This window comes from Pseudalkalibacillus hwajinpoensis (assembly GCF_015234585.1).
Taxonomy (GTDB): Bacteria; Bacillota; Bacilli; order Bacillales; family Guptibacillaceae; genus Guptibacillus; species Guptibacillus hwajinpoensis_B.
Genome location: NZ_JADFCM010000008.1, coordinates 1,675,533 through 1,702,175, shown reverse-complemented (window position 1 = coordinate 1,702,175; position 26,643 = coordinate 1,675,533). Strand labels below are relative to the sequence as shown.

The 26,643-nt window shown below is 38.0% G+C and carries 25 protein-coding genes and 1 riboswitch; of the genes, 17 read left to right on the top strand and 8 right to left on the bottom strand.

The window, feature by feature from the left end:
- Window positions 1-181 precede the first annotated feature (181 nt).
- Window positions 182-264: riboswitch (ZMP/ZTP riboswitch) on the top strand.
- A 41-nt stretch (window positions 265-305) separates the two neighbouring features.
- Complete coding sequence (locus tag IQ283_RS20290; protein WP_194221872.1) at window positions 306-1,151, top strand: bifunctional 5,10-methylenetetrahydrofolate dehydrogenase/5,10-methenyltetrahydrofolate cyclohydrolase; 846 nt, start codon at window positions 306-308, stop codon at window positions 1,149-1,151.
- A gap of 381 nt (window positions 1,152-1,532) precedes the next feature.
- Window positions 1,533-3,464, top strand: a complete 1,932-nt coding sequence (gene fbp / locus IQ283_RS20285) for a fructose-1,6-bisphosphatase (RefSeq protein ID WP_194221871.1) — start codon at window positions 1,533-1,535, stop codon at window positions 3,462-3,464.
- A gap of 140 nt (window positions 3,465-3,604) precedes the next feature.
- On the opposite strand, the gene IQ283_RS20280 is transcribed toward fbp, so the two are convergent.
- Window positions 3,605-4,333 (bottom strand): glycoside hydrolase family 25 protein, encoded by a 729-nt coding sequence (locus tag IQ283_RS20280; RefSeq protein WP_194221870.1) that lies wholly within the window; start codon window positions 4,331-4,333, stop codon window positions 3,605-3,607.
- Window positions 4,334-4,818: 485 nt separating this feature from the next.
- Between IQ283_RS20280 and IQ283_RS20275 the strand changes: the two genes are divergently transcribed.
- Window positions 4,819-5,814, top strand: coding sequence for an LCP family protein (locus IQ283_RS20275; RefSeq protein WP_194221869.1), 996 nt, complete (start codon window positions 4,819-4,821; stop codon window positions 5,812-5,814).
- Window positions 5,815-6,209: 395 nt separating this feature from the next.
- Entirely contained in the window at window positions 6,210-7,127 is a 918-nt protein-coding gene (locus IQ283_RS20270) for an HNH endonuclease (RefSeq protein WP_194221868.1), read from the top strand.
- Window positions 7,128-7,292: 165 nt separating this feature from the next.
- Here the strand turns inward: IQ283_RS20270 and IQ283_RS20265 are convergent, their stop codons facing one another.
- On the bottom strand, window positions 7,293-8,288 hold the full coding sequence (locus tag IQ283_RS20265; RefSeq protein ID WP_194221867.1) for an aldo/keto reductase: 996 nt from the start codon (window positions 8,286-8,288) through the stop codon (window positions 7,293-7,295).
- 362 nt (window positions 8,289-8,650) lie between these two features.
- Complete coding sequence (locus IQ283_RS20260; protein ID WP_194221866.1) at window positions 8,651-9,724, bottom strand: DUF3900 domain-containing protein; 1,074 nt, start codon at window positions 9,722-9,724, stop codon at window positions 8,651-8,653.
- 199 nt (window positions 9,725-9,923) lie between these two features.
- On the opposite strand from IQ283_RS20260, the gene IQ283_RS20255 reads away from it, so the two are divergent.
- The 3 genes from IQ283_RS20255 to IQ283_RS20245 all read left to right on the top strand — a co-directional run bounded on the left by IQ283_RS20255 (window position 9,924) and on the right by IQ283_RS20245 (window position 13,629).
- Window positions 9,924-11,225 carry an acetamidase/formamidase family protein gene (locus IQ283_RS20255; RefSeq protein ID WP_194221865.1) on the top strand — a complete coding sequence of 434 codons (1,302 nt, stop codon included), beginning with the start codon at window positions 9,924-9,926 and terminating at the stop codon, window positions 11,223-11,225.
- A gap of 196 nt (window positions 11,226-11,421) precedes the next feature.
- On the top strand, window positions 11,422-12,909 hold the full coding sequence (locus IQ283_RS20250) for a UDP-N-acetylmuramoyl-L-alanyl-D-glutamate--2,6-diaminopimelate ligase (protein WP_194221864.1): 1,488 nt from the start codon (window positions 11,422-11,424) through the stop codon (window positions 12,907-12,909).
- Window positions 12,910-13,020: 111 nt separating this feature from the next.
- The gene (locus tag IQ283_RS20245; RefSeq protein ID WP_194221863.1) at window positions 13,021-13,629 is read left to right on the top strand and encodes a trimeric intracellular cation channel family protein; all 609 of its coding nucleotides are present in this window, start codon (window positions 13,021-13,023) and stop codon (window positions 13,627-13,629) included.
- A gap of 68 nt (window positions 13,630-13,697) precedes the next feature.
- On the opposite strand, the gene IQ283_RS20240 is transcribed toward IQ283_RS20245, so the two are convergent.
- Both IQ283_RS20240 and IQ283_RS20235 read right to left on the bottom strand, forming a co-directional pair.
- Complete coding sequence (locus IQ283_RS20240) at window positions 13,698-14,486, bottom strand: DUF817 domain-containing protein (RefSeq protein WP_194221862.1); 789 nt, start codon at window positions 14,484-14,486, stop codon at window positions 13,698-13,700.
- A 152-nt stretch (window positions 14,487-14,638) separates the two neighbouring features.
- Window positions 14,639-15,073: a VOC family protein gene (locus IQ283_RS20235; protein WP_194221861.1), complete on the bottom strand. Its 435-nt coding sequence runs from the start codon at window positions 15,071-15,073 to the stop codon at window positions 14,639-14,641.
- A 184-nt stretch (window positions 15,074-15,257) separates the two neighbouring features.
- Here IQ283_RS20235 and IQ283_RS20230 point away from each other — a divergent pair, with 184 nt between their 5' ends.
- The gene (locus IQ283_RS20230) at window positions 15,258-16,385 is read left to right on the top strand and encodes an NAD(P)/FAD-dependent oxidoreductase (RefSeq protein ID WP_194221860.1); all 1,128 of its coding nucleotides are present in this window, start codon (window positions 15,258-15,260) and stop codon (window positions 16,383-16,385) included.
- A 262-nt stretch (window positions 16,386-16,647) separates the two neighbouring features.
- Window positions 16,648-17,235 (top strand): YdeI/OmpD-associated family protein, encoded by a 588-nt coding sequence (locus tag IQ283_RS20225; RefSeq protein ID WP_194222319.1) that lies wholly within the window; start codon window positions 16,648-16,650, stop codon window positions 17,233-17,235.
- 155 nt (window positions 17,236-17,390) lie between these two features.
- Here the strand turns inward: IQ283_RS20225 and IQ283_RS20220 are convergent, their stop codons facing one another.
- Window positions 17,391-17,780 carry a hypothetical protein gene (locus IQ283_RS20220; RefSeq protein WP_194221859.1) on the bottom strand — a complete coding sequence of 130 codons (390 nt, stop codon included), beginning with the start codon at window positions 17,778-17,780 and terminating at the stop codon, window positions 17,391-17,393.
- A gap of 115 nt (window positions 17,781-17,895) precedes the next feature.
- On the opposite strand from IQ283_RS20220, the gene IQ283_RS20215 reads away from it, so the two are divergent.
- Window positions 17,896-18,243: a VOC family protein gene (locus IQ283_RS20215; protein WP_194221858.1), complete on the top strand. Its 348-nt coding sequence runs from the start codon at window positions 17,896-17,898 to the stop codon at window positions 18,241-18,243.
- Window positions 18,244-18,282: 39 nt separating this feature from the next.
- Window positions 18,283-19,338: a PQQ-dependent sugar dehydrogenase gene (locus IQ283_RS20210; protein WP_242057401.1), complete on the top strand. Its 1,056-nt coding sequence runs from the start codon at window positions 18,283-18,285 to the stop codon at window positions 19,336-19,338.
- A gap of 181 nt (window positions 19,339-19,519) precedes the next feature.
- On the opposite strand, the gene IQ283_RS20205 is transcribed toward IQ283_RS20210, so the two are convergent.
- Complete coding sequence (locus IQ283_RS20205) at window positions 19,520-20,701, bottom strand: NAD(P)/FAD-dependent oxidoreductase (protein WP_194221856.1); 1,182 nt, start codon at window positions 20,699-20,701, stop codon at window positions 19,520-19,522.
- Window positions 20,702-20,731: 30 nt separating this feature from the next.
- The gene (locus IQ283_RS20200; protein WP_194221855.1) at window positions 20,732-21,163 is read right to left on the bottom strand and encodes a DUF1641 domain-containing protein; all 432 of its coding nucleotides are present in this window, start codon (window positions 21,161-21,163) and stop codon (window positions 20,732-20,734) included.
- A 318-nt stretch (window positions 21,164-21,481) separates the two neighbouring features.
- Here IQ283_RS20200 and IQ283_RS20195 point away from each other — a divergent pair, with 318 nt between their 5' ends.
- The 6 genes from IQ283_RS20195 to IQ283_RS20170 all read left to right on the top strand — a co-directional run bounded on the left by IQ283_RS20195 (window position 21,482) and on the right by IQ283_RS20170 (window position 26,357).
- Window positions 21,482-21,778 (top strand): nuclear transport factor 2 family protein, encoded by a 297-nt coding sequence (locus IQ283_RS20195; protein WP_322098505.1) that lies wholly within the window; start codon window positions 21,482-21,484, stop codon window positions 21,776-21,778.
- A gap of 166 nt (window positions 21,779-21,944) precedes the next feature.
- Window positions 21,945-22,295: a DUF2200 domain-containing protein gene (locus IQ283_RS20190; protein WP_194221854.1), complete on the top strand. Its 351-nt coding sequence runs from the start codon at window positions 21,945-21,947 to the stop codon at window positions 22,293-22,295.
- A gap of 275 nt (window positions 22,296-22,570) precedes the next feature.
- Window positions 22,571-22,945 (top strand): GntR family transcriptional regulator, encoded by a 375-nt coding sequence (locus tag IQ283_RS20185; RefSeq protein ID WP_194221853.1) that lies wholly within the window; start codon window positions 22,571-22,573, stop codon window positions 22,943-22,945.
- Window positions 22,938-23,840: an ABC transporter ATP-binding protein gene (locus IQ283_RS20180; RefSeq protein ID WP_194221852.1), complete on the top strand. Its 903-nt coding sequence runs from the start codon at window positions 22,938-22,940 to the stop codon at window positions 23,838-23,840. Before IQ283_RS20185 ends, IQ283_RS20180 begins: the two co-directional genes overlap by 8 nt.
- Window positions 23,815-25,830 (top strand): DUF6449 domain-containing protein, encoded by a 2,016-nt coding sequence (locus IQ283_RS20175; protein ID WP_194221851.1) that lies wholly within the window; start codon window positions 23,815-23,817, stop codon window positions 25,828-25,830. Before IQ283_RS20180 ends, IQ283_RS20175 begins: the two co-directional genes overlap by 26 nt.
- Complete coding sequence (locus IQ283_RS20170; protein ID WP_194221850.1) at window positions 25,827-26,357, top strand: RNA polymerase sigma factor; 531 nt, start codon at window positions 25,827-25,829, stop codon at window positions 26,355-26,357. Before IQ283_RS20175 ends, IQ283_RS20170 begins: the two co-directional genes overlap by 4 nt.
- The last annotated feature ends 286 nt before the right edge of the window (window positions 26,358-26,643 follow it).

The window sequence follows — 26,643 nt, the reverse complement described above, 5'->3', positions numbered from 1 at the left end:
AAACGAAGATTTCACTCGAATGTGCCAAAATCAAGAATAAATAGTATAAGCTAATATAGCTGAAAATTAGAAAAAGACGAACGATGCTTGTGTTGCGACGTTCTTTATTCACTTTTGATGACTTTTTCAGGTGTGTTTCTTTTGTTTTTCATTGAATTGTGCTACTATATCCGTAGAAACGATTCATTGCAGTAACTGACGACAAATGTGGAAATAACCACAGGGGAGCTGCGGTGTATAATGCCGGTCGTCTGGGCGAAGAAGTGAGTGACCTCATTCTTTACCAATTTTCAGGAGGAATAGAAATGACAATTGAAACTAAAATTCTAGACGGAAAAGCAGTTGCAAATCGCATAAAGGAAGATCTGAAAACAAGAGTAGCTTCTCTTAAAGAAAAAGAAGTTACACCAAGTCTTGTAACGATTCTAGTTGGAGATGATCCTTCTTCTGAAACGTATGTGAGAATGAAGGGCAACGCTTGTGAACGGGTAGGAATTACGTCTAAAAAAATTCATCTCCCTGAAGACACGACAACAGAAACGTTAGTTCAAACTATTGAAGAATTAAACAATGATACATCAGTACACGGTATCTTACTTCAACATCCAGTGCCATCACAAGTTGATGAGCGTCTTGCTTTTGAAACCATTGCTATTGAGAAGGACGTTGATGGGGTAACAAGTGCTGGATATGGCCAAACAGCTCTTGGGTTTGGAACTTTCCCATCCTGTACTCCTGCAGCTATTATGAAAATTATGGAAGATTATGATATTCAAGCTGAAGGAAAGCACGCTGTGGTTGTTGGGCGTAGTCCAATTCTAGGAAAACCAGTATCGGCTCTCTTATTAAATCAGAATGCTACAGTTACAACGTGTCATTCAAGGACCGCAGATCTTGCTTCTCATGTTCGTCAAGCAGATATTGTGATAGCTGCTGTAGGAAAACCAGAATTTATTAAAGGGGACTGGGTCAAAGAAGGAGCGGTTGTGCTCGATGCCGGGTACAACAAAGGCAATATCGGGGATGTTGAATATGAGGCTGCTGCTAGAAAGTCCTCCTATATCACACCTGTCCCAGGTGGAGTTGGACCTGTCACAATTGCTATGCTACTAAAGCATACGGTTGATGCAGCTGAGAAAACAGTTCGTTAAAATAACATAAGATATGAAAAGCAGTTTAATGTAGGAGGACAAATATTTAATTTGTCCTTTAAGTTAAGCTGCTTTTTAAATTCAATCATTCCACCTTGGTTATGAACATAGTGGAATGATGTAAGGTGATCAATTATACGAACGAACATAGTTTTTATAATAGTCTCTTATTTCAGTAGATAAAAATGTGATACTATCATAGATAATGAATCGTTTATTCATCGCTTCACACATAAGTGATGAGTAGTGAGTGCCTTTTCCTTTCAGCAGTAATGAATGAGCATGGAAATCAAGAAACATGCGATCACCTAATAGAATAGATTATACAAAGACGGTAATTTAACTTACATAGTCATTAATATTGAAAGGGGATACATAATCATGAACACGAAATACTTAGATTTATTAGCTCAAAAATATGATAGTGAAGAAAAGGTAGTCACTGAAATAATCAACCTTAAATCCATTCTTAACTTACCAAAGGGTACGGAGCATTTTGTGAGTGATTTACATGGAGAATATCAAGCCTTTCAACATGTTTTAAGAAACGGTTCTGGGAAAGTGAAGGAGAAAATAACTGATCTTTTTGAAGAAATATTACCAGAGAATGAGATTAATGAATTTGCCACTTTAGTTTATTATCCTGAAGAAAAAATAAAGTTAATTAAGAATGCTTTTGACAATGAAACAGAATTATTCCAATGGTACGCAGAAATCATAGAGCGGATGCTTAAGCTTATCTCTTATGCGTCCTCCAAATATACACGTTCGAAATTACGAAAAGCTTTACCTGCTCAGTTTGTTTATGTGATTGAAGAACTGCTATACAAAACGGACGATCTTACAAATAAGGAGACGTATTACCAGAAAATTCTCCAGCAAATTATTTCCCTCGGACAAGCTGATAAACTCATCATTGGTCTTGCATATACGACTCAGAGATTAGTCGTTGACCATCTTCACGTAGTAGGGGATATCTATGATCGAGGTCCAGAACCTGACAAAATTATGGAAACACTCATTAATTATCATTCAGTTGATATCCAGTGGGGAAACCATGATGTTCTATGGATAGGTGCGTTTGCTGGTTCAAAGGTTTGTCTCGCTAATATCATTCGTATATGCGCAAGATATAACAATCTGGAGATTATTGAAGATGTGTATGGAATCAATCTTAGACCGCTACTAAATCTTGCAGAGAAATACTATCATGACAATCCAGCGTTTACACCTAAAATAGATTCGGATGAAAAGCAATCGAATCATGAAAAATGTCAAATTACCAAAATTCATCAGGCGATAACTATGATTCAGTTCAAACTTGAAAGTCCGATTATAAAGAGGCGCTCGTATTTTAATATGTCGGAAAGGCTGTTGCTTGAGAAAATAGACTTTGATGAGAATAACATTACGCTTCACGGTAAAACGTATCCGCTTGAAAACACTTGTTTTGCGACCGTTAATCCAGAGCGACCGGATCAGTTATTGGAAGAAGAGGAGGAAGTAATCGATAAGCTGCTTTTTTCTCTCCAACACTCTGAAAAGCTGGCAAGGCATATGAATTTCTTGATGAAAAAAGGTTCTCTATATTTGAAGTACAACGGGAACTTATTAATACATGGATGTATTCCTTTAGATGAAAAAGGTAATATGGAAGAAATGATGATCGAAAACAAATCCTATGGAGGTCGTGAACTGCTCGACGTTTTTGAAAATTATCTTCGACATGCGTTTGCACATCCTGATGAAACAGACGATCTAGCAACGGATATGGTTTGGTATTTGTGGACCGGACAATATTCATCACTTTTTGGTAAAAGAGAAATGACCACTTTTGAACGTTATTTTATTAAGAATAAAGCAACTCATAAAGAAAGAAAGAACCCATATTACTATTTACGTGAAAACGAGAATACCTGCCGAGATATTCTTGAAGAATTTGATCTTAATCCAGATCAAGGTCATATTATTAACGGGCATACACCAGTAAAAGAAATAGACGGAGAGAACCCAATTAAGGCAAATGGTAAAATGATAGTGATAGATGGAGGCTTCTCTAAGGCTTATCAATCAACCACAGGTATTGCAGGATACACGTTATTATTTAATTCATACGGCATGCAACTTGTCGCACATAAACATTTTAATTCCAAAGATGAGGTTTTACTAAATGGAGCAGATGTTTTATCAGTAAAAAGGTTGGTAGATAAGGAGTTAGAGAGGAAAAAGGTTCGCGAAACGAACGTTGGAGAAGAATTGTTACAGGAAGTCTATTTTTTAAATAGTCTAATGGAATATCGTTATGTAAATTAAAGGAATCACATGCCAGGGTATAAACGAATTTACAATTGCGGTTTACTATAAAAACAGCCCACAGAAATGTGGGTTGTTTTTATAAGGGGTATTCTGTAAATAACAACTCTAGCTCATTTGAGTTTTTAAAAGGTTCGAAATTAATAACTATACTTTTCAAACTCCTTCTTATTACCATGAAATAGGTTAACATCTATGAACTTTTCTTCTCCGTTATACCCATTTAACTGCTCTCTGTCAGTATATTGCCAAAAAGTCCAAGATTGATTATCAGGTAAGGTTGGTTTAGTTAAAACATCTCTTATCCAAAGATCACACTGATTGAAGCTATCTTTGATATAGAGCTCATATGCCTCGTGAGTGGTATAAAGAATGACCTTTTTTTCATAGTGTTCTTCCAGCATCGTTATCATTGTCTGAAGCTCTGACTCTACTTCGCTTCTATCAGGAGGATTTTTTTCTTTATCAGCATAAAATTCAACATCAATAACTGGTGGTAATCCATACTTATCAATCGGTACGGTTTCGATAAAATGCTTGGCTTGCGTCGCTCCTTTACTATCAAAACTGAAGAAATGATAGGCGCCGATTCGTAAGTTAGTCTTTTGAGCATTTTTCCAATTCGTTTGATAATATGGATCGATAAATGAGCTTCCTTCTGTCGCTTTAATAAAAGCGAAGGACATACCTTGGTCCTGTATTTTGGTCCACTCAATCTCCCCCTGATAAGATGAGACATCGACACCTTTAACAGGAAAAGGTTTTATATTAGAAGCGTTAGGGATAATGATTCCTTCGTACCACAAAAAAACGGATATAAGCAGGACGCTGATCAGAGCTATAATAAGAGATGCAACAATTTTTCTCATCTTTTCACCATTTCATTTTTTATTTTCAGTATAACATCTAGAAAGGTTATCGTTTAAAAATATACCAAATTAAGGAAATGGTAACCCCCCCTTAATAGTTTGAAATGTATAGTTTAAAGTTGAATATACATATTAATTAATACTAGATTCACAAGGATTTTCATCTGTTTTTCAGATCAAAGAAATAAAAAGTGAATATAACCTATTAAAAAATCATGAAATAATTGGTAAATTAATGTTACGATAAATAGTGGTATTCTGATGATAGCTTTAGAGAGTGGCTCATGTTGTAGATGAGTTTGTTTTAGATAAATTTTTATGCAATTAACGATATGAGCTTATATTGTTGATAGTATGATTTTTGCTATATTCGAGTGAAACATTTACTTCAATCCTTTTTCAACATAGAGCGTAAATGAGCCAAAAGTTTCGATAGTCATTAACACAGAACAAGTGAAAGAAAGGAATAATTAGCAGTGAAAGATATGAAAAATAGATTAGCTCATAGAAGGAAAAAGAAGCGTAAAAAGAAAATACTGTTTAGTGTCTCAATTCTATTACTAGTGATCGTTGGTATTGGTGGCTATCTAGGCTTCCAGGTTTATAACACGGCAAAGCAATCTTATAGTGAGCTTGATCGGGATAATGATATTTCAGAATTGAGAGAGACAAAAGTGGACATTGGAGAAGAGCCGATCTCGATTCTACTTCTTGGAATTGAAAACTACTCTTCAGATGGAAAGGGTGGAAGAGCTGATACCCAAATTGTTCTCACACTTGATCCTGTTTCAAAGAATGTTACTATGACAAGTATCCCAAGAGATACGAAGGTAGAAGTTCCTATAGAGAAAGTAGGAGAGGAATATGATGGTAGTCATAAAATAAACGCTGCTTATACATACGGATATCTTAGTGATTACGGGGCGAAGAAATTAGCCGTAGAAACAGTGGAAGATCTATTGAATATTCCGATAGATCGGTATGTAGCCGTGGATTTTGATGGTTTTCATGATATTGTTGACGCAATCGGCGGAGTGGAAGTTGATGTTAAATACCCATTCTGGGAAAAAAACTACTACTCAAATGATCGCATCTATTTCGATGAAGGCATAACCGAAATGAATGGTGAAGAGGCACTAGCCTTTGTAAGAATGAGGAAACGTGATATAAATACGGTGTATTCAAGAGAAGAGCGTCAAAGGCAGTTTATTAAAGCAACGGTCGATGAAATGAAGTCTGGAGACACGATCTTTGAGATTAATAAAATTTCAAATGTATTGAAAAATAATGTTGAGACAAATATTACACCTGGAGAGATTCTCGCTCTTCAGAGAGAGTTCCCATCACTTAGTTCAACTGCGATTGAAACGAAAGAAATAAAGGGAACGACGCCTGAGGTAAGTGGTCCTTCTTACTTTATTCCAGATCTCGATCAGCTAGAATTATTGAAGAACGAATTAAGAGAAGCTCTCAATTTATAGAGTTTAAACGACATGGATACACCAAGTAAGAGACCAACAAAGGAAAATTTGTTGGTCTCTTTTGAGTTCGCGTATGAATTTAACTCATGATTATTGGGCAACTATAAGAAAGGCTTTCTGACTTCGTTCATACTTCTTCAGGGAAAGCTCTATACGCAGATGATATTGCTCGTGTGGTGGTGGGATTATTTGTGTGTGGTCATGCAAATGATGCAATAGAAACCATCTTATAAGGTTTTTTTATCGGAAAAATTGCGAAGACTTTACTTGAATGATTCTTTCATCCACCATATACTCATACTAAGACAAGGAATAACGTTTTAGAAGGGAAAAACCCTTATGTTTCATGTAGAATAACAACTAGAGGAATATGCTCGTCAGGTGGGGGAAGAAAGATGAATAGTTTTATTGTCATGCAAGGAGATACATACCTTGAGGAAAAAGAAGCAGGAGTGATCTGGTCTCCTAAACAAGACAGGGGAGGTCAGGTACCGCATTCTTGGAAAAGGCTGAAAGAAGTGAGGCAAGGAGATCCTATTTTCCACTATGTTAAAGGAGATATTGTTGCCGTTAGTATTGCAAAGGTTGACTGTAGCGAAGAAATGCAACCGTCAACTTTGTGGAATCAAACCGAATCCAAACAGGGATATTTAGTGAAGTTAGAATATCAAGAATTAGATGTTCCGGTGAATGTGAAAGAGAAGTTTCAAGAGATTTCTCCTTTATTACCTCTTAAATATTCGCCGTTTCAAAATGATGCTAGTGGGAATCCTGGATACTTATATCCTTGTAATGAAGCATTAACGATTAAATTGCTTGAGCTTATTAGTGAGTCGAATTTTTATCGAGTAAATGAAGAGCAATTAGAGCTTACAGTCGATGAAGTAAGGCGAACGGATCGGAATACGCTCGTTCCGGTGATTACAGAAACTGAATCAGAAGCAAAAACGAAAATGAGGTGGGGCAAGCTTAAATTTAGAAATGAAGTAGCCCCGTTATGGGAAGAACAATGTGCATTATGTGCGATTAACTTGCCGGAATTATTGAAGGCTAGTCACTCTAAACCTTGGAAGGATTGTTCAAATGATGAGCGGTTGGATCCTTATAACGGCTTGTTACTTTGTCGAAACCACGCAGGTTTATATGAGGAAGGGCTAATTGCGTTTGATGGTCAGGGTCGCTTGCATATTTCTTCGATCATGCAAGAAAAAGACTACGAAATATACGGATTAGTGGAGCGAGCAAAAATTAGCATTCATCAGGAAAATAAAGTGTATTTCAAGTGGCATAAGCGAAAGATATTTAGAAAGTAATTGTTACAGTTTGGCTATGGGGTTGAACTCGATAAAGTATCTGTTTAGAATTACAGTGCCATTTGAAAATATAAAATAAAGAATGGACTTCTTAAGAAGTCCATTCTTTATTTGAGCTTTAACTATTGCTCTTTTAGTTAAGCGCAACTTACCGAGAAAAATAATTTAGCTAACATTGCTAGGCAAAGGGGCATTTGATGAAATGAACCCTTTGCTGAGCAATTCATCCCAGAACTCTTTCGGTATATCGAGTTGAATCATATCGAGATCTTCCTTAATTCGATCTGGACGTGTTGATCCCGGAATGACTGATTTTACGGCAGGATGAGAAGTTGAAAATTGAAGGGCTGCTGCTTTTAATGGGACATCATATTTCTGACCTATTTCGTTTAGCTGATTGACTCTGGCAATAATATCAGCATCCGCCTTCTCATAATTGTAATGATCCCCGCCTAGCAATACACCGGAGTTATAAGGTGATCCAACGACGATGTCTACATTTTTTTCTACAGCTTTTTTCATCATTTTTTGTAAAGCCTGTTCATGCTGTAGCAATGTATATTGGGTAGCCGACAAGCATACATCCGGTTGAGTTTCTTCAAGTTCCATTGCTTTTTCAATCGGTTCTGTCGTATTAACACCAAGGCCCCACGACTTGATTACTCCTTCTTCGCGCAGGCGTGTTAACACACGAAAAGCTCCTTCACGAGCTTCATCAAATTTGGCTAGCCACTCATCCCCGTGAAAATCAGGGGAAACATCATGCACAAAGACAAAGTCTAATCGATCTGTTTTTAATCGTTCCAGGCTTTGTTCAATAGATCGTTTCGTTGCATCTTCCGTGTAGTCCGTAACCACTTTATTATTCCGGGCATATTGGAATAAACCTTCCTTATTTTCTGTATCTTCAGTGATATAACGGCCGACTTTTGTACTTAATAAGTAGTCATCACGGTTATATTGCGATAGTACGTTACCAAGGCGCATCTCTGCCAAACCTGCACCGTAGAAAGGGGCAGTATCAAAATAACGTACTCCTTGATCCCACGCGGTTTGAATCGTTTTGCGTGCTTCTTCTTCTGGAACTTCCCTGAACATATTACCTAAAGGAGCAGTGCCTAATCCTACTTGATGTTTTAATGCATTTTCAAAGGATGTCATAAGTTCAATTCCACCTTTAATTAAATGATATAATTTTCTACCCAGAAAAAGGGAAAAATAAACGCGATAGAATAAGAAATGGCAAGAGAATATGCAGTCACTATATCAAAATAGATTACTAGTTTTATCATCCATTAAGGAGTTATTCCGTCTTAAGTAGTGAGATATCGATAACGGCATTTCGTGAGGGTTGGAAATCGGTTTTGCTTTCTGATCGTCTTTTTACTAAACTGTTCGTTTCACTGAGCAATACGAAAATGAAAATACCCCGCAAAATGTTCTTTCCATTTGCGAGGCACCTTATTTAAGAAATTAAATGGATTCTCCTTTATCAGAACTTTCAGGAGACCAAAACGCTTTAATTATGATTCATTCTCATTCTTCTTATAAATCCGTTCCACCACTTCCTGAAGCGTATCAGGCTTATGAAACTCGACAGGAGAAAAGCCTTTTTCGAACGTAATCGAATCGGCTTCAATCGCAAGCACATACTTGCCATTTACCTTCGCAAGATGAATCGATTCCCCGAAGTCAGACAGCATCGCTTTGACGGACACATGGTCAAGCTTTAGCTTCCACTCAACGTCAGGGGAGTGCTCCACGATTTGTGAAGTAGCTTCCACGACCTGTTCGGTCGTAAACCGCTCTTGTAGCTCTCGCTTTGGACTCTGAGACCATTCCTCTATCGCTTGTTCGAACTCTTCTTTTTCTTCACTTTCTTCCTGATACGTTTCCTGGATGTGCTCCTGGACCATACCCATCGTTTGTGTCTTCACAATTTCAGGCATCGACTTTTCATATTCGACCCATTTCAAGAAGTCTTCGAAGTAGCGTGCATGAGAAGACTGGTGGACTTTGATTTCAGCACTGTCGATCATGCCTTCTTCTGGCATGTAGGGGTATTGGACGGATTTCATGCTTTTTGTTGTGATCGCCATTTCCACATTCTGAATTAGCGTATCTTCATCAGTAATTGTTGCTACTTTCGGTTCAAAATCGCACTTCAAGATGAAGAGAAAAGGGTCATCAAAGAGTTTTGTAAGCTTTGATGTGGCCACAATTAACACGCCACCTCTGATTGCGCTAGTATCCAAATACATTTGAACAATTTGATCGGATGAAGTTTCGAAATCATCTGCTGATTCAGCATAACGTGTCCGAGCGAATAAATTATAATTTGGATTAGATGTTAAATCATGACCTTGCTCAACAATAAAGCGCCCAATTTTCGTAGGTGCTCCTTCTGACTTCGCATGACGATCTACTTTACGTTTCATGATTTTCGTTAACTCACCGTTTAGAAAGTCTTTTAGCGAGCTTTCCTCATAGGCATCTGCGTCAAGAGTTTGATAATGCTTGTAACGTCGTTCTTCACTTTCTCCGCTTCCTTCTACTTGTATTAAATAAAAGGAAAGATACTGCATTTTAAATTCCATTTCATCACCTGTCTTTACGTTTGCGTTTATTCAGTATAGGCAAGGTTTTGCATTTCGTCAATCACTGAAAAAAAGTGAATTCGAGAAGGTGTATTTCTTTGAATTCAAAGTTTTTTTGTATTTAGCCAATTAAATTTTTACATGAATCGACATTACTCTTATAATATAGGTAGGAATAATGATGAAAAGGGGAGAGGTAATGGAAGCGAAGCAAACCGTTTTTGTAAATGAGTTTACGAATGGTATTTTGGATCCAAAGGAAGAGATGATAGGACCATTGAAGGACGGCGGTCATATTATTGCAAATACTGCACCTGGCTGTTGGGGACCCATGATCACCCCCTGCTTAAGAGGCGGCCATGAAGTAACAAAGCCTGTTTTTGTGGAAGGGGCTGAAGTTGGTGACGCCATAGCGATTCGAATTAAATCCGTTCAAGTTACATCTATGGCTACTTCTTCAGGAAATGATCGTCCCGTTGATGGAAGATTTGTCGGTGATCCTTTCGTTGCTGTCAAGTGTCCTGGCTGCGGTGAACTATATCCAGAGACTAAGATTGAAGGTACAGGACCAGAAGCTATTCGGTGTTCAAATTGTGGTGAAGATGTGACGCCATTTGTGTTTACGAATGGATATACAATGGCATTTGATTCGAATCGAACAATAGGTGTGACAGTGGATGAGGCAGCTGCGAAGTACATAGCAGAACATGGAAAATCATTTATGGCTACTCCCGAGAACTCTGTACAAAATCCAGTTGTTACTTTTGCGCCAAGTGATCTCGTTGGAACAATAGCTAGGCTCCGTCCATTTTTAGGGCAGCTCGGAACAACACCTTCACGCCCATTGCCCGATTCTCATAATGCAGGAGACTTCGGTCAATTTCTCATTGATGCTCCGCATGATTATGGCGTAACGAAAGAGGAATTAGAAGATCGTACAGATGGTCATATGGATATTAATCGCGTTAGAGAAGGTGCGGTTCTCATTTGTCCTGTAAAGGTCCCAGGTGGAGGCGTTTATATTGGGGATATGCATGCCATGCAGGGGAATGGAGAAATCGCTGGGCATACTGCTGACGTATCCGGTATCGTAAACCTTCAAGCAAAGGTAATCAAGAATCTTAACATTGAAGGCCCTATTTTACTCCCGGTACTAGAAGATCTACCTCATTTAGCTAAACCTTTCACCGATAAGGAAAAAGCATCAGCTAAACAAGTAGCAGATATGTACGGGGTTGCAAAAATAGAAGAATCTTTACCTCTTTCTTTTATAGGCACAGGAGCGAACCTTAATGAGGCAACAGATAACGGCCTTAATCGTGCAGCAGAAACTCTCGGAATATCAGTTCCAGAAGTTATGAATAGAGCGACGATCACTGGTTCGATTGAAATAGGAAGGCATCCTGGTGTTGTCACGATTACATTATTAGTACCTGTACACTTATTAGATGAACTGAGTTTAACAGACCTAGTTCGCAATCATTACAACGCGGCAAAATAATTACCATAACAGACAGCTCATTAGCTGTCTGTTGATTTTACATGAATGAAGCATGGTACTAATTGAGTATGCTAAATGTAACGATATTGTTTTAAGTAAGGAAAAATGGGGAATTTAAGTAAAAATATATTATTTACTTTCGATATAAAAATTTTCCAATAAAAGTAAATAATACCACTGAAGCGAGGAATTCACCATGAAGATTAATTTTAACCAACTTCAATACACTCCGATCACCCATATATATGGACCAGACATTCAAACGATTAAGTGCCTTACATTTCATTCAAAAATGTCAGGGTCTTCTTCTGTTTTTTTTGCAATTAAAGGCGAGAATCACGATGGACATAAATACATAGAAGATGCGATTAAGAATGGATCAGTAGCCGTAGTAGCAGATCAAGATGATCTCATTACAAGTCTTGCTCACAGTTATCCTCATTGTACTTTTATTCTTGTCGATGATGTTAGAAAAGCAATGGCATCCTTTTCGAAACAATATTATGGCTCTTCAGACGAGAAATTAAAGACGGTTGGCGTTACAGGTACAAATGGTAAAACAACCGTTGCAGCTTATGTGCGCTCGTTACTTACACTGCTAGGATTGCCAACAGGATCTATTGGAACAACAGGTATTTGGTCCTCCAAAAAGAAAATTCCCTATAAGAAAAGCACGCCAACGACTCCTGAGTCACTTGATCTTCATCGCATCTTCAAGGATTTGATAAACGAAGGAGATGGGGGAGTAGCGATGGAGGTTTCTTCTATTGCTCTTGATCAAAAGCGGGTAGAAGGAATTGAATTTGATGTCGCTATTCACACTAACATTTCTCCAGAACACCTAGAATATCACCATACTTTTGAACACTACAAAGCTTGTAAAGAAAAACTCTTCAATCAAGCAAAAGCGGCTGTAGTCAATGTAGACGATGAAATGGGTGTTGAACTTAGCCGAGCTTATGAACATCGCATAGTGACTTATAGCTTAAATCCACATGCAGAAGCGGATCTTGTAGCCACTGAGTTGGAATATACACTAGATGGTACCTCATTCAAATTGTTCTCACATGGTAAAGCGTACGATGTTTTTGTACCAGTGTTTGCTGATTATAATGTTGCAAACGTGCTTTCTGCTGTCGGAACAGCTTTGTTACTTGGATACCGATTGCAAACGATTATTAATGTGCTACCGCAATTAGAAAGCCCTGAAGGTCGTTTTCAAGTAATTAGTGGGCCTAACCGGGAAACAATCATCCTGGACTACGCGCATACTCCAGTAGCTTTAACACGTCTTGTAGATGAAGTGAAAAAGATGGATCATCGCAAGCTTATTGTAATGATTGCCGGAATTGGGATTAGGGATTTTGAGAAGATGCCTAAAATGGCGAAAGCAATTGAAGGTAGAGCGGATGAAATTATCGTCACAGTTGATCATCCCGGCTACCATGAGCCATCTCTCATTGTCGACAAGGTTATGTCAGGATTTTCGAATCCCAATGACCCTAATATTTATCGAACGAATACAAGAAGAGAGGGCGTCTTAAAGTCTTTACAACTTGGCAGCGAACAGGATATCATCCTTTTAACAAGTGGATGTATCAACGGTGCACAAATTGTGAAAGGAAATGAAATTCCTCATTCAGATGAGGACATCATCGAAATGTATTATCATCTTTCGTCTTAAACCTCCATTAGGAGGTTTTTTTAATTCTTTTATCCAAAAAATAAGGGTTGATAACAGATGAAAGCTGACGTACACTTTAACTTTCAATAGATCGTGAAAGGGCGTAATGGTGTGACTTGGGAAATATTAAATATCATTGGTACAATTGCCTTTGCTGCAAGTGGAGCACTTGTTGCATTAGAGGAGGAGTTTGATTTTCTCGGTGTGATTGTTCTTGGACTTGCTACAGCATTTGGTGGTGGAATTATACGGAATTTATTAATAGGGGTGCCAGTCGCTTCGATTTGGGACCAGGATGTGCTTATTATGATTGCGATCGGCACAATCCTGATCATTTTTGTTTTTCCTGCAAGCTGGATTAACTACTATTGGGAGAAGTGGGGGAGCTTCTTTGATGCAATTGGGCTTGCTGCATTTGCGATTCAGGGCGCGCTATTCGCAGAAGAAATGGGTCATCCTTTTATTGCTGCCATGGTTGCTGCAGCCATGACGGGAACTGGTGGTGGAATTATTCGTGATCTATTAGCGAGAAGGAAACCGACCGTTTTACAAAAAGAGGTTTATGCTGTGTGGGCCATGATGGCAGGGTTGTTAATTGGTCTTGGTTATCCACAAGAACTGCCTCAGCTCATGTTCTTATTTGGTGCCATCGTCTTTCTCCGAATGCTGTCCCTCCGTTATGGATGGAAATTGCCATATCGTAGCATTCACAGTTCATAGAAAGTAGCTATATTCATCTGGAGACGAACATTTCATTAGAAATAGGTGGATTATAAAATGCAGCTCTCTTAAAGAGCTGCATTTTTGTTATGAGCTAATTTTTCGTATTTTGTATGCTTTAACTGAGCTACGATCATAAAGCTCACAATGACTAATAAAAGCCACGAGCTAATTTTACCAATATGTACGATTTCCCAATCACTTTGCTGATTTGGATACGCCCATGCTCCGAAAAACGTCGCAATATTTTCAGCAATCCATATGAAAAAACCAATGAGTACGAAAGATATAGGGAGAGACATCCTGTAAATTGTCTGGTGGACAGTAAAGTACACCATCGTTCGAAAGAAGAGAACCACAACAAGGATCTTCAACACCCAGCGAAAATCATATAGAAAATGATGGGTGAAAAAGTTTCCATAGATGGCAATTCCTAAACCGATCGTCATCCAAGATGTAGGCCAATTCACTAATTGTAAATTCAGTCGTCGCCATGCCTGGCACATGTAACTAGCCACGCTTGCATACATGAATCCGCTATACAGTGGAACGCCAGCTATTTTGAAAATAGCTTCCTCTGGATAAGACCATGAACCCATATGAACTTTATATATCTCGAGTGCCAAACCAATAATGTGAAAAACAAGAATCACTTTCATTTCATCAAATGTCTCAAATTTGGTTATTAATAAGAAGATTTGTGCTAAAATGCAAACGATAAGAATAAAATCATACCTTGGTAGAAAAAAAGGCGTCATTCTTTCGCTTAATGCTAGCGTTACAAAAATAATTAATGGAAACAGACAAGAAATGGCTTGCAAGTAACCGAAGTAAAAAAGATTATAAATATGCTTCATAAGCACCGCCTTTTTGAACGTAGTTAACATATAAGGAAGGAGAAATCATATGAGCGATAAAAATAATCGGAATAATGACCTACCGACAAGATTGAATGTACTACTTGTACTTACATTCTTGCTGTTTATGATTCTTGTTATTCGACTGGCAGTTATTCAATTGTAGTTTTACCTGATTCAGGATAATCACAGTATTCAATGATTGTTCCTTCTGTGTCAGCTGGATTTAAATAAATTAATCTTCTGCCGTGTTTGTTTACTCGTCGCGTATCTTCCATTACGCGAATATTCTGTTGCGCTAATTCCTTTATTGCCTCATCAAGGTTATCGACAACATAGGCAACATGGTGGACGCCTTTCCCTTTTTGTTTCATAAAACGTGCGATTGGCGAAGTGGAATTATTCGTAGGCATCAGCAGTTCGATACGACTGCCATCAAGATCTATAACGGCAATTTCGCTTTCTACACCTGTTGCTTCACTACGGTAACGGTCGAAAAGCTCGCCACCTAATACTTCTGTATAAAACTGAACTCCTTCATCTAAACGTCTGACTGCAATTCCAATGTGGTCTAATGTTTTTTTCATAGTGAGACTCCTTCTTCATGTAATGGTGTTATTTTAGCATAATGAAAGGCTTCACCTGAAGAAATAGGTTGAAAAAAGATAGGTCTTCATTTAAAGAGTATTAGTTAATACAGTCGGTTTGTGTGCTTAACTGAATTTATGTAAAATGAACAAAGAATCGAAATCAATGAAAAAGGTGTTACATATGAAATCAACAATTATTGTCGGCTCCGGCATCCTTGGAGCTTCAACGGCCTATCATCTTGCAAAAGAAGGAATAAACGTTACGATTATCGATCGTAATGAACCTGGACAAGCGACAGAAGCGGCAGCTGGTATTGTTTGTCCATGGCTTTCCCAACGTCGGAATAAAGTCTGGTATCGACTTGCTAAAGGGGGAGCAAAATATTATCCAGACTTGATTCAACAATTAATAGAGGATGGAGAAACAGAAACGGGTTATAAGAAAGTAGGAGCAATCAGCCTCCACACTGATGAGACAAAATTAGATAAAATGATCGAACGTGCTAAAAAGCGACGAGAAGATGCCCCTGAAATCGGGGACATCAAGAAGCTATCTTCTGAGGAAACAAGAGAGATATTCCCCCCTATAGCTGAAGATTACCAGTCTGTATTTGTTAGTGGAGCGGCAAGAGTGAACGGTTCAGCTCTTCGTAATGCGCTACTTCGCTCAGCTGAAAAACACGGTGCTACCATCATGTATGGTGATGCTAAGCTTTATTTATCAGAAGACGAAGTGACTGGTGTTACGTTAGGTAACGAGATCTTTATAGCGGACAAAGTAATTTTGACGGCTGGAGCCTGGGCGGAAGAGCTTTTATCTCCAATGGGCCTTCAATTTAATGTTACTTCTCAGAAAGCTCAGATCGTCCACCTTGAAATGAACAACTCGGTAACGAATGAGTGGCCAGTCGTGATGCCGCCTAACGATCAGTACTTATTAAGCTTTGATGATGGACGCGTTGTTGTTGGGGCAACTCATGAAAATGAAGCTGGTATGGATCAGCGTGTGACTGCTGGAGGACTGCAGGAAATCTTCACTAAAGCCCTATCCGTCGCCCCAGGATTAGCGGATAGTACGTTTCTAGGAGCGAAAGTAGGGTTCCGTCCTTTCACACCAGGGTTTTTACCAGTGTTTGGTTATGTGCCAGGTAGTAAGAATCTACTTGCTGCTAATGGTCTGGGGGCTTCTGGACTCACAGTTGGCCCGTATCTAGGACTTGAGCTCGCTAAACTTGCGCTCGGAACGGAAACAGAACTTGACCCGGAAGATTATGACATTGAAGTAGCCATAACTAAACAAGAAACTTAAGATAACATGAAAATGAAGCAGTTCAGTGTAGCGTGCAAAGATAGATTAGTCACCTACATTGAACTGCTTTTTGTATTTGCACGAAAAATCTAATAAGGAAGGTCATCGAAAATGAGACTAAGCCTGCTCAAGGTAATGGATAGGTTTGTGGTATTATTTAGAAGTAAATATGAAAGTATTGTCATTGAAAATGGATGGGGCAATTGCAAATAGTGATTTAAAACTTTCGGCTGATCAAAAAACTGCGAAAGGAAGTGCTTTAATGACAAATAGTAGAATGAATCCTAAAGTTGATGGCTTTATCAGTAAACCCCAAAAGTGGCAGGAAGAATTTAAGAAATTGAGAATGATCATTCTTGACTGTGAGCTGACTGAAGAATTGAAGTGGGGGGTTCCATGTTACACATTCAAAGGGAAAAATATCGTTTTAATACATGGATTTAAAGAATACTGTGCTCTATTATTTTTTAAAGGTGTCTTGTTACAAGATACGCATGATATGCTTGTTCAACAAACGGAAAATGTACAGTCTAGCCGTCAGATAAGATTCACCAATATAGAAGAAATAGTGGATAAGGAAAACATATTGAAAGAATATATTTATAACGCCATTGCCGTTGAAAAAGCTGGTATAGAAGTGAATATTGAGAAGAATATAGAAATCCCTGAAGAACTTCAAAATAAATTCAATGAAGTACCTGCATTACAATCTGCATTTGAAGCTTTAACACCAGGAAGGCAAAGAGCATATGTCCTTTACTTTTCTAAAGCTAAACAATCCAAAACACGAGAAGCAAGGATCGAGAAATATATGCAGCAAATTCTACAGGGAAAAGGATTAAATGATTAGAGATCATAATAGTAATTCCTGATCGATCCGCTGGTAGCTTCAGTGGCTGTGGATAAGGATTTTAGATTTGATATTCTTCCTGCCTGTGGTGAAAGCCCGGAGTATTGCTACATCGAGCTTTTTGGGGGATTAGTAAAGGGAAAGTGCGGTTTTGTTCATGAGGCCATGATCACTGATCCTCCGAGGATGGCAACAAAATAGGCCATGTAAATGACATAAGGTGAGAGCTTTTTGTTTTTGGTTCCTAGTTTTTTTCTAATTAGTTTCATAAAAGAATAGAAGAGTGTAAAAATAGCTATGAAAATGACAGCTGACCGTAACGAGTACCAGTTTAGCGGAACAACATGGAAAAAATGATGAATCAATAGTATTAAAAATAGTCCTATAGGCATTACCAGAAGCTCTGCAAGGTCGTTTTGAGAATGGTCACTTGAAAAAACGATTAAGAAAATATTCTTAATCGTACTCAGACTAGTCCACTCCTTTTTTGTAGAGTGATTTATTATGGGGATATTTGTTAAATCAAGAATATCATACATGTTCATCATTTCTTCCTCAATAATGTGGTGTACATATTTTTAGTGGGTTTTGGAAGGATCGGATCAAATAAGAAAGAAGGAGTAAGTACTGAAAAATGATTTGGGAAGGAAGGTCATTCAAATGAATCCGATTTTAAATGAAATTGGTGCTGTTTTTATTCCCGTAAAAGATATTGAAGATGCAAAAAATTGGTATTGTGATTTACTTGGGATTCCTGCCTCTGGCGACATAGTAGCAGGACATTTGTATGTCGTGCCAATGAAAGATAACGGCCTTGTATTAGATAGCAAAATTTATTCTGAGGATAACCTTTACAAAACTCCACCTCTTCATTTCAATACGAAAGACATTGAAGCCGCTTTTTCTTTTATGAAAGAAAAAAGAATTGAGCTTATCACTGATATTGAGAATGGTCATTGGTTTAATTTTAAAGATCCTGATGGGAATGTACTCATGATTTGTGAGTAGCACTGTTTAAAATAAGATCTGGATGAAATGGAGGAAGACATGGTGAAAATAGGGGGCTTGCTTTGTGCGTTACTCCTCGTAACAGCCTGCTCAAGTAATGATCCAAACTCAAGTTCTAGCGATGGTGCGGATGAGGAGACTAAAATAGAGTCAGCCTATATTGAAAATTTAAATGTTCCATGGGAGATCGTCCAAACAGGAGAAACGTTTTATCTCACAGAACGTTCGGGTAAGATAGCGAAATTCGATAACTCCCTGGAAAGGCAAACGATCCAACTTACAAAACCTGTGCATAGTGAAGGTGAAGGCGGACTTTTGGGGATGGCAATAGCTGAAGATTTTTCTCAGTCTAAAGTAGCCTATCTCTACCATACTTATTTAGAAGGTGGAAACACATTTAATAGGGTGGTGAAGCTTAAACTTACAGAGGACACCTGGGAAGAAACGGATGAGCTTCTTGCGAATATTCCTGGCTCACAGTTTCATAACGGAGGAAGACTGAAAATCGGACCAGACGGTATGCTCTATATCACAACAGGTGATGCTGGAGAACCGGAGCTTGCACAGGATAAAGATAGTTTAGCGGGCAAAATTTTGCGTATGGATCTGGAAGGAAACGTACCAGAAGATAATCCATTTAATGATTCCTATGTTTATTCTTATGGTCATCGAAACCCTCAGGGACTCGCGTGGAATGAAGAAGGACAGCTTTTTAGTTCAGAGCATGGGCAGTCTGCTCATGATGAAATCAATCAAATTGAAGCAGGAAACAATTATGGGTGGCCAGTGATTGAAGGAGATGAAATTGCTGATGGCATGGTGCAGCCGATCTATCACTCTGGAGATGATACATGGGCTCCGTCAGGAATGGTTTTTCAAGATGACAAACTTTACGTTGCTTGCTTAAGAGGCGAGGAAATTCGGTCGTTTGAACTGAAGGGCCAGGGTACTACTGTGGAGTCAGAAGATATTGGACGAGTTCGCTCCTTATTATTGGACGAGGACATATTATTTGCGATAACAAACAATAAAGATGGTCGGGGAGACCCGGTTAAAGAGGATGATCGTATGGTGAAGGTACGTTTAGGAGAATAGCGCTATAGCAAAAGTTAGAAGTTAATGAAGAAGTAAGAGCGATTTTAGAAGGAAATCGTTCTCTGCTTTTATGACTGCTTTGTTTGTGTTTTTTTGAATAGAATGGCCTTATTAAATAGATAAGGCACTAAAAAAAGGGTACTGTGTTATCTACACAGTACCCTTAATCATATTCAATATCCTAGTATGCTAATGCAAACAATCCTTTGATGTGTGAAAGGTAACGAACGTTACTTGCTTCTTTCATCACAGATGCAGGAAGGCCTTTAAGGGATGTTGCGTTGCCACCTATTTGAGCAACGGCATCCTTTCGACCAAGACTTGCTAATGTTCCAGAGTTAACTGGTTCAAATTCTTTGTAGTCTTTGTCATAAAGGTAAGCATACAAGTTGTAACCAATAAGGTCACCCATTTGCCAAGCGATTTGAGCAGTTGGTGGTTGTGGACGCTCGTCACCTGGTTTGAAGTAAACGGCACTGTCACCGGCAACGAATACATCCTCATGAGAAGTGGATTGTAGGTAATTGTTCACTGTTGCACGGCCGCGATTTACTTCGATACCGCATTCGCCAACAAGTGGATTCCCTTGAACGCCGCCTGTCCAAACAAATGTGTTTGTAAAAATCTTTTGGCCATCTTTCAATTCAACAACATTTCCTTCTACATTCGTTACAGGAAGGTTTGTAAGGAATTCAACACCGCGTTTTTCAAGGCTAGTCATCGCTCGGTTAATTAATTCATCAGGAAGCATTGGAAGAATTTTAGGCATTGCTTCAACAAGCTTCAATTTGATCTTGGCAGGATCTACGCCATATTTACGAGCAAGCTTTGGTGTTTCATCAGCTAGTTCTCCTACGAGTTCAGTCCCTGTAAGACCGCCACCGCCGATAAGGATTGTAGCATCCGCTTCGTCACCTGATGCTGCAAAGCTCTTGATGCGTTCTTCAACATGAGCGTGGATACGGTTTGCATCTTCAGCAGATTTCAGTACCATGCTGTTTTCTTCAAGTCCTGGAATACCGAAGTACGCTGTTTTACTACCTAGTGCTACAACTAATGCGTCGTAAGAAAGTGTAGAACCATCAGATAACTTAACTTCTTTATTATCAACAGAAAATGAATCAACCGATGCAACTTTAAGGTTAATGTCATTTCCTTTTAATAACTTGTCCAGTGGAAGTGCCGCTGCTTCTGTAGAGATGTTACCAGCAGCTAGACGGTGCAACTCTGTAATGATTTGATGAGTAGGTGTTTTATTAATTAATGTAACAGTAGCTTCTGATTCATTTAAGTATTGACGTACGGATAAAGCAGAAAGAAGCCCACCATAACCTGCGCCCAAAATGACTATTTGTTTTGACATGATTGTTCCTCCATTTCTAGCAGATCAGTATTATTTTTGGTTACTTTTTTCTCCTGAAACTTTAAGATAAGCATTCACGAATCTGAAAAGCTTCTGAGCTTGAGGATCTTTTAACATTTTTAAAAGACCGAATACCCCAATAACTTCTGAGCTCTTTTCAGCTTCATCTTTTGCTTCAATTGCATTTGCTGCAACGTCTTTCACGGAGTTTGTAACAGGATGAAGAATTTCAGACATAAATTCTACTGTATCATTCTTCAATACATCATCTGTTGCAAGAGCTTGGACCGTATCATATGATTTAGACATCATATTAACAAGTTCCGTTACTTTAGGAAGTTCCTTTACAAGCACGCTTAGTGACTCTTGAACTTTAGGATCCAAAAGCTGATCAAGCAGTTCGCGTTCGTCTTGAGTAGGGACGCGTTTTTCGCCTGTTTCGGTTGTGATTGATTCTGACATAGTCACTTCTCCTTCTTTTAAGCAATTACGCTTATTTGTTATATAGTAAGGCAAAACCATGTTAAGGTATTTTTATACCCGATTAGAAACGAAGTTACTAATCAAGAGATAGAAGAAAAGTTGGACTTCACTCTGTTTATTTTTCCCTATAAAGTGTCCATCATCCAGTCATCTTTTATACCTACTCTAATAGGTTAAATTATCCTTGAGCGAATTTCAATGCATAGCCTCATACTTAACCGCTTACATCAATAATTTCGTGAAGAATATCACGTTCTGTCGTTTTAAAAGAGTACAATATGGATGAATAAGTAAAAAGTGGGGGTGATTATCATCGAGGAAATAGAGTTAAAAAATCATTTATTGAAATTAGAAGAAGAACTATTAAAGCCTGAAATACGTTCTCATCCAGATAGATTAAATCAGCTACTTGCAGATGATTTCTTTGAGTTTGGCAGTTCCGGGAAAGTGTGGCATAAAGAGGGGAATCACATTAATGGTCTTTCCAATAGAGAAATGATTCTAAGTGAATTCGAAATACACCCAATATCAGAGGCTGCCGTTCTTGCAACATATCGCATCCATGATAAAACAAGATCACAAAAGACCTTATGAAGTTCCATATGGAGAAACAATAATGGAAAGTGGGAGATGATTTTTCATCAGGGAACGTTGACTGATGAAATTGTATAACATTAAAGGTTGAGGGACAGTATGATGTGAAGACGAATATGTAAGCTGTTGCAAATCTTTACTTTAGTAATCAAAGGAGGCTTTTTTTATGACAAAACATAAAATTTATACAATGAGCTTCGCAAGCGTCTATCCCCATTATGTGACGAAAGCGGAAAAAAAGGGGCGGATAAAAGCAGAAGTGGATGAAATCATTCGTTGGTTGACAGGGTATAGCCAAAATGAGCTTGAAACTCAATTAGAAAAAAAGACAGACTTTGAGACCTTCTTTATGGAAGCTCCCCAAATGAATCCTTCACGCAAGATGATCAAAGGAGTGGTCTGTGGTGTACGAGTAGAAAACATTGAAGAACCAACTATGCAGGAAATTCGCTATTTGGATAAGATGATCGATGAGTTAGCAAAAGGAAAAGCGATGGAAAAGATTTTGCGTAAATAATATATTGGAAAGAAAATGATCTGATTTATTTGCGAATTTACATAAACCTTTAGACAAGGAAGTCTATTGAAAACTAACTAATAGCCGTAACTCAATCCCAAGTATGGAATTGAGTTACGGCTTATTTTTATTTTGATAAAGTCATTTTTGATCATTAATAGAAAAAATTACAAAAAAAGACTTCTCAAATCAATCGGCTTTCGATATACTTTAACTGTACTACATATATTAATACAGTTAATACAGTTATAGCTAGTGAGAGTGGAGGTGAATTGATGTTTGAATTGGACTTTAGAAGTCGAAAGCCGATCTATGAACAGTTAGTTGATCGTTTGAAGCAGCTGATCATTAAAGATGTTATGAAAGACGATGAGAAACTTCCTTCTGTCCGTGAACTTGCGCATCAGCTGACAATTAATCCGAATACCATCCAAAAGGCATATAGAGAGCTTGAGTCTCAAGGATACATTTATTCAGTGAAAGGGAAGGGGAGTTTTGTTAATCCTTCAAAAAAGCTTGAGAGTGAGGAGCTAAAAAACGTGCGAGATCAGTTAAAGAAGCTACTAGCTGAAGCCATTTATCTTGGAATGACAGTAGAGGAAATTGAGTCACTATTAACTGAAATTGAAGGGGGGAAAAAGGATGATTGAAGTAAACGGTGTTGAAAAGTCTTTTGGGACTAACAAAATCATCCATCAAGTTAGTTTTACTGTGCAGCCTGGATCAATATATGGTTTGCTTGGTTCAAATGGCGCCGGAAAAACAACACTTATGCGAATGATTTCCGGTATTCTGAGACAAGATTCAGGAGAAATTCTCGTACTGGACCATCCCATTTATGAAAATGTCTCTACGAAGCAACGAGTGGTGTTTATTCCAGATGCCCTTTATTTTTTACCACAATATACAATGAGGCAGCTAGCCAATTATTATGCTAGTTTATATGAACAGTGGGATGAGGAGCGCTACACAAATCTAACGAATTTGTTTAAGCTCGATGAGAACAAGAAAGTAAGCCAGTTTTCTAAAGGTCTTCAAAGACAAGTGGCTTTCATCTTATCTATGTCAGTTAAGCCGGATGTGCTTATTTTAGATGAGCCTTTTGATGGTTTGGATGCCGTTATGAGAAAAAAAGTAAGAAGCATGATCATTCAGGATGTGGCTGAAAGAGAAATGTCTGTGTTGCTCTCGTCACATAATTTAAGAGAAGTTGAGGAGATTTGTGATCATGTCGGGATTCTTCACCATGGTGAAATTCTTCTTGAACGTGATTTAGATGCATTAAAGGAAGACGTACATAAAGTTCAAGTCGCATTCAAAGATTCAGGAGAACACGATTTGACTTCTAGCGATCTTGATATTCTCTATAAAGAAAAACGGGGAAGTGTTATTCTCTTGATCGTAAAAGGAGAAGAACAAAAAGTGATGACCGAAATCGAGAAAATTGGTCCAGTCTTAATGGATCGATTACCACTTACATTAGAAGAAATATTCATCTATGAAATGGAGGGTGTTGGATATGCTATCGAAAACGTCCTTGTTTAGAAGAGAAATGTTCAAAAGAGATTTTAGAAATGTTGGTTGGATTAGTATTTTGTTTTTTTGTGGTCTTGCCTTTACTTTGCCGCTCCAATTACTCATGGCGTTTAACGATGAATATAGGATAGAAGCAAGCGGAGCTGGGCTTTTTGATCCGATATTTATGTTTGAAGTACAATTTATGCTGTTATTTCTTATGCCCGTTTTAATGGCTGTATTTCTTTTTCGTTACATTCACGTGAAAGGTGCTTCAGACTTTATTCACAGTTTACCAATTAGCAGAGAGCATCTATTTCGCCATCACGCTTTTTCAGGAGTGATTTTGCTCATTGCGCCTATTTTGTTGACTAGTCTTATTCTATTCATGTTCTTTTTGTTTACTAACGTGTCAGCTTTTTATTCAATTAGCCAGCTTGGTTATTGGACGCTGATGATGATCATTTTAAGCATTCTAACGTTTATGATTTGTGTCTTTGCTGGTACATTAACTGGATTATCAACCGTTCAAGCTGTTTTAACTTATATCCTTATGCTTCTTCCCGCAGGGATTTATGTTCTTGTAGCGGTACATCTTAGCTTCTTTATTGCTGGGTTTTCAGACTTGGTGGTAATCAATCATACGGTAGGTAACTATTCTCCCCTTGTCAACGTTTTTCAATATTACCCTAACGACCCACAGGAGGGGTTTCTCCCCGTTCAGTATATAATGTTGGGTATCTATTTTATCGCTTCAATAGTATTCTACTTTAGTGGAAAAGCCATCTATAAGAAACGTCCATTAGAAGTAGCTTCACAGACGATTGCCATTAACGTGTTAAAGCCAGTCTTTCAGTTTGGAATGACCTTCTGCTTTGCTCTAGTCGGTGGTACCTATTTTGGAGAAACTCAACTAATGTTATCGTGGTTGATTTTTGGGTACGTTATAGGTGGGATCGTCGGATTTTTCCTTTCTTCAATGGTGTTAGATAAAAGCTGGCGCGTGTTTCGCTTGCAGCACTTTAAAGGCTTGTTCGTTTACGGAGCAACAGCTGGTTTAATTATAGGGATTTTGCCATTGTTCTGGTTAAACTATGAAAGTTACGTTCCAGAAACGAGTGAAGTTAAAAATGTTTATATAGGAGACAATATCTATCAGTTAGAAGAACTTATCGAAAATACTTCACCTGATTTAATAGAATCAGAAGGTGCAATTAATGCAGTTATACAGTTACAAAAAGAGATGATTAACCAGAACGATCAGTTTAATTCTACCGGAATGATGTATTTCATCTCATATGAATTGAAAAACGGGGATCACGTGCAACGTTCGTATCAAGTCGATCGAAAGAACGTCCAGGAAACCCTTAAACGTGTAATGGAAACTAAGGAATACAAAGAATTAACTTACCCTGTCTTAAATAGTGACCCTTCAAAAGTTCAAAAAGTCACACTTCAACCGGGAGGGCCCGTTAATAAAGAAGTTTCCATACTTGATCCGCTGCAAATTCAAGAATTCTATCAACATGTAAGAGAGGATATTTACAATTTATCCTATGATCAATTGATTCATCCAAAAGGGATTCGATCTCATGTATCTGAAGTAAGAGAAGGTTCCGATTGGACAGAGGAATACTATTATCCGCAAGACAATTCGATCTATAATTCTTATGAAAATACTGTTAATTGGTTGAAAGAGGAAGGCTTCTATGAGGATGCTTTTATTGACGAAGGTGAAATCGATCATGTAAGCATTTATCCATGGGGTGAAGCACAAAATCAATATCCGAGAGAAGCTTATGATCAAATTGTAGAGAATGAATCCGTTGAACCTTTTGAGATAAAGGATAAGAAGCAAATCCAAACGATATTATTAAGCAGCCAAGAAGGAGAGAAAGGGGATTATTTAGTTGGCATTCATTATGAGGATTTAAAAGGTGGGTATTATGAAGTGTTAACCTTTGATTCTTCAAATGCTCCAGGCTTTGTGCAAAATCATTTTAAGGATCAACAACAATGAAAGACTTGAGAACAATATGTTTTAATGGAATCTTTACAAAATACTATAACCGCGTTTATTATACCGCATTAAGCATATTGAAAGATCATGGACTTGCCGAAGATGTGCTTCAAGAAACCTTTTTAAAGGCGTATGATCGATTAGACGAAGTGCAAAGTGAAAGGAAGCTAGGATCCTGGCTTTCAACTATTGCCGCTCGAAAATCGATTGATCAATTAAGAAAGCAAAAAAAAGTGACTCTGTTCCATACGGAAGATACTCTCATGAATCAAGCGGATCACGATTGTAACGTAGAAGAAGACTGTGAGATTCTTCTTTTTGAAGAATCTGTGAAAAGAAAGATCCATTTGTTATCCCCGAGATTAAGAGTGGTGATGAAGCTTCACTACTATGATCATTTAAAGGAAAGTGAAATAGCATATAAACTGCAGCTATCACCGGGGGCAGTGAAGTCTCGTCTACATCGTGGGCGAATGGCTATGAGAACAAAACTAAGTGATGAATTAACACAAAATCATTCGGCATAATCAAAAGGCGTCCTTACTTGATGATAAGAGGGTTAATAAAACTGAATTTTTCTGAATTGTATATGAACTAATTTTCAAAGGTGATCGCTTCTTACGAACATAAAAACTAGGAATTTAGATTTTTCGATGGTTGAAAATACAGAAGCTTTTCAAACGTTAGCTGAGATAAATAATATTATCGATCAGATTAAAAAGTTGAGTGAATAAGGATGACGAATATCAATTGGAGATACGAGGTTAGCCTTGTATCTCTTTTTAGCATTTCACAATTAATTGAAAATATATA

Coding starts and splice junctions, on each gene's coding strand:
- IQ283_RS20265 (WP_194221867.1), bottom strand. CDS start 8,288: ATGACATCCTTTGAAAATGCATTAAAACATCAAGTAGGATTAGGCACT.
- IQ283_RS20175 (WP_194221851.1), top strand. CDS start 23,815: ATGCTATCGAAAACGTCCTTGTTTAGAAGAGAAATGTTCAAAAGAGAT.
- IQ283_RS20255 (WP_194221865.1), top strand. CDS start 9,924: ATGGAAGCGAAGCAAACCGTTTTTGTAAATGAGTTTACGAATGGTATT.
- IQ283_RS20275 (WP_194221869.1), top strand. CDS start 4,819: ATGAAAAATAGATTAGCTCATAGAAGGAAAAAGAAGCGTAAAAAGAAA.
- IQ283_RS20210 (WP_242057401.1), top strand. CDS start 18,283: ATGGTGAAAATAGGGGGCTTGCTTTGTGCGTTACTCCTCGTAACAGCC.
- IQ283_RS20270 (WP_194221868.1), top strand. CDS start 6,210: ATGAATAGTTTTATTGTCATGCAAGGAGATACATACCTTGAGGAAAAA.
- fbp (WP_194221871.1), top strand. CDS start 1,533: ATGAACACGAAATACTTAGATTTATTAGCTCAAAAATATGATAGTGAA.
- IQ283_RS20225 (WP_194222319.1), top strand. CDS start 16,648: ATGACAAATAGTAGAATGAATCCTAAAGTTGATGGCTTTATCAGTAAA.
- IQ283_RS20290 (WP_194221872.1), top strand. CDS start 306: ATGACAATTGAAACTAAAATTCTAGACGGAAAAGCAGTTGCAAATCGC.
- IQ283_RS20260 (WP_194221866.1), bottom strand. CDS start 9,724: ATGGAATTTAAAATGCAGTATCTTTCCTTTTATTTAATACAAGTAGAA.
- IQ283_RS20200 (WP_194221855.1), bottom strand. CDS start 21,163: ATGTCAGAATCAATCACAACCGAAACAGGCGAAAAACGCGTCCCTACT.
- IQ283_RS20250 (WP_194221864.1), top strand. CDS start 11,422: ATGAAGATTAATTTTAACCAACTTCAATACACTCCGATCACCCATATA.
- IQ283_RS20205 (WP_194221856.1), bottom strand. CDS start 20,701: ATGTCAAAACAAATAGTCATTTTGGGCGCAGGTTATGGTGGGCTTCTT.
- IQ283_RS20235 (WP_194221861.1), bottom strand. CDS start 15,073: ATGAAAAAAACATTAGACCACATTGGAATTGCAGTCAGACGTTTAGAT.
- IQ283_RS20185 (WP_194221853.1), top strand. CDS start 22,571: ATGTTTGAATTGGACTTTAGAAGTCGAAAGCCGATCTATGAACAGTTA.
- IQ283_RS20220 (WP_194221859.1), bottom strand. CDS start 17,780: ATGAACATGTATGATATTCTTGATTTAACAAATATCCCCATAATAAAT.
- IQ283_RS20240 (WP_194221862.1), bottom strand. CDS start 14,486: ATGAAGCATATTTATAATCTTTTTTACTTCGGTTACTTGCAAGCCATT.
- IQ283_RS20170 (WP_194221850.1), top strand. CDS start 25,827: ATGAAAGACTTGAGAACAATATGTTTTAATGGAATCTTTACAAAATAC.
- IQ283_RS20180 (WP_194221852.1), top strand. CDS start 22,938: ATGATTGAAGTAAACGGTGTTGAAAAGTCTTTTGGGACTAACAAAATC.
- IQ283_RS20190 (WP_194221854.1), top strand. CDS start 21,945: ATGACAAAACATAAAATTTATACAATGAGCTTCGCAAGCGTCTATCCC.
- IQ283_RS20230 (WP_194221860.1), top strand. CDS start 15,258: ATGAAATCAACAATTATTGTCGGCTCCGGCATCCTTGGAGCTTCAACG.
- IQ283_RS20215 (WP_194221858.1), top strand. CDS start 17,896: ATGAATCCGATTTTAAATGAAATTGGTGCTGTTTTTATTCCCGTAAAA.
- IQ283_RS20280 (WP_194221870.1), bottom strand. CDS start 4,333: ATGAGAAAAATTGTTGCATCTCTTATTATAGCTCTGATCAGCGTCCTG.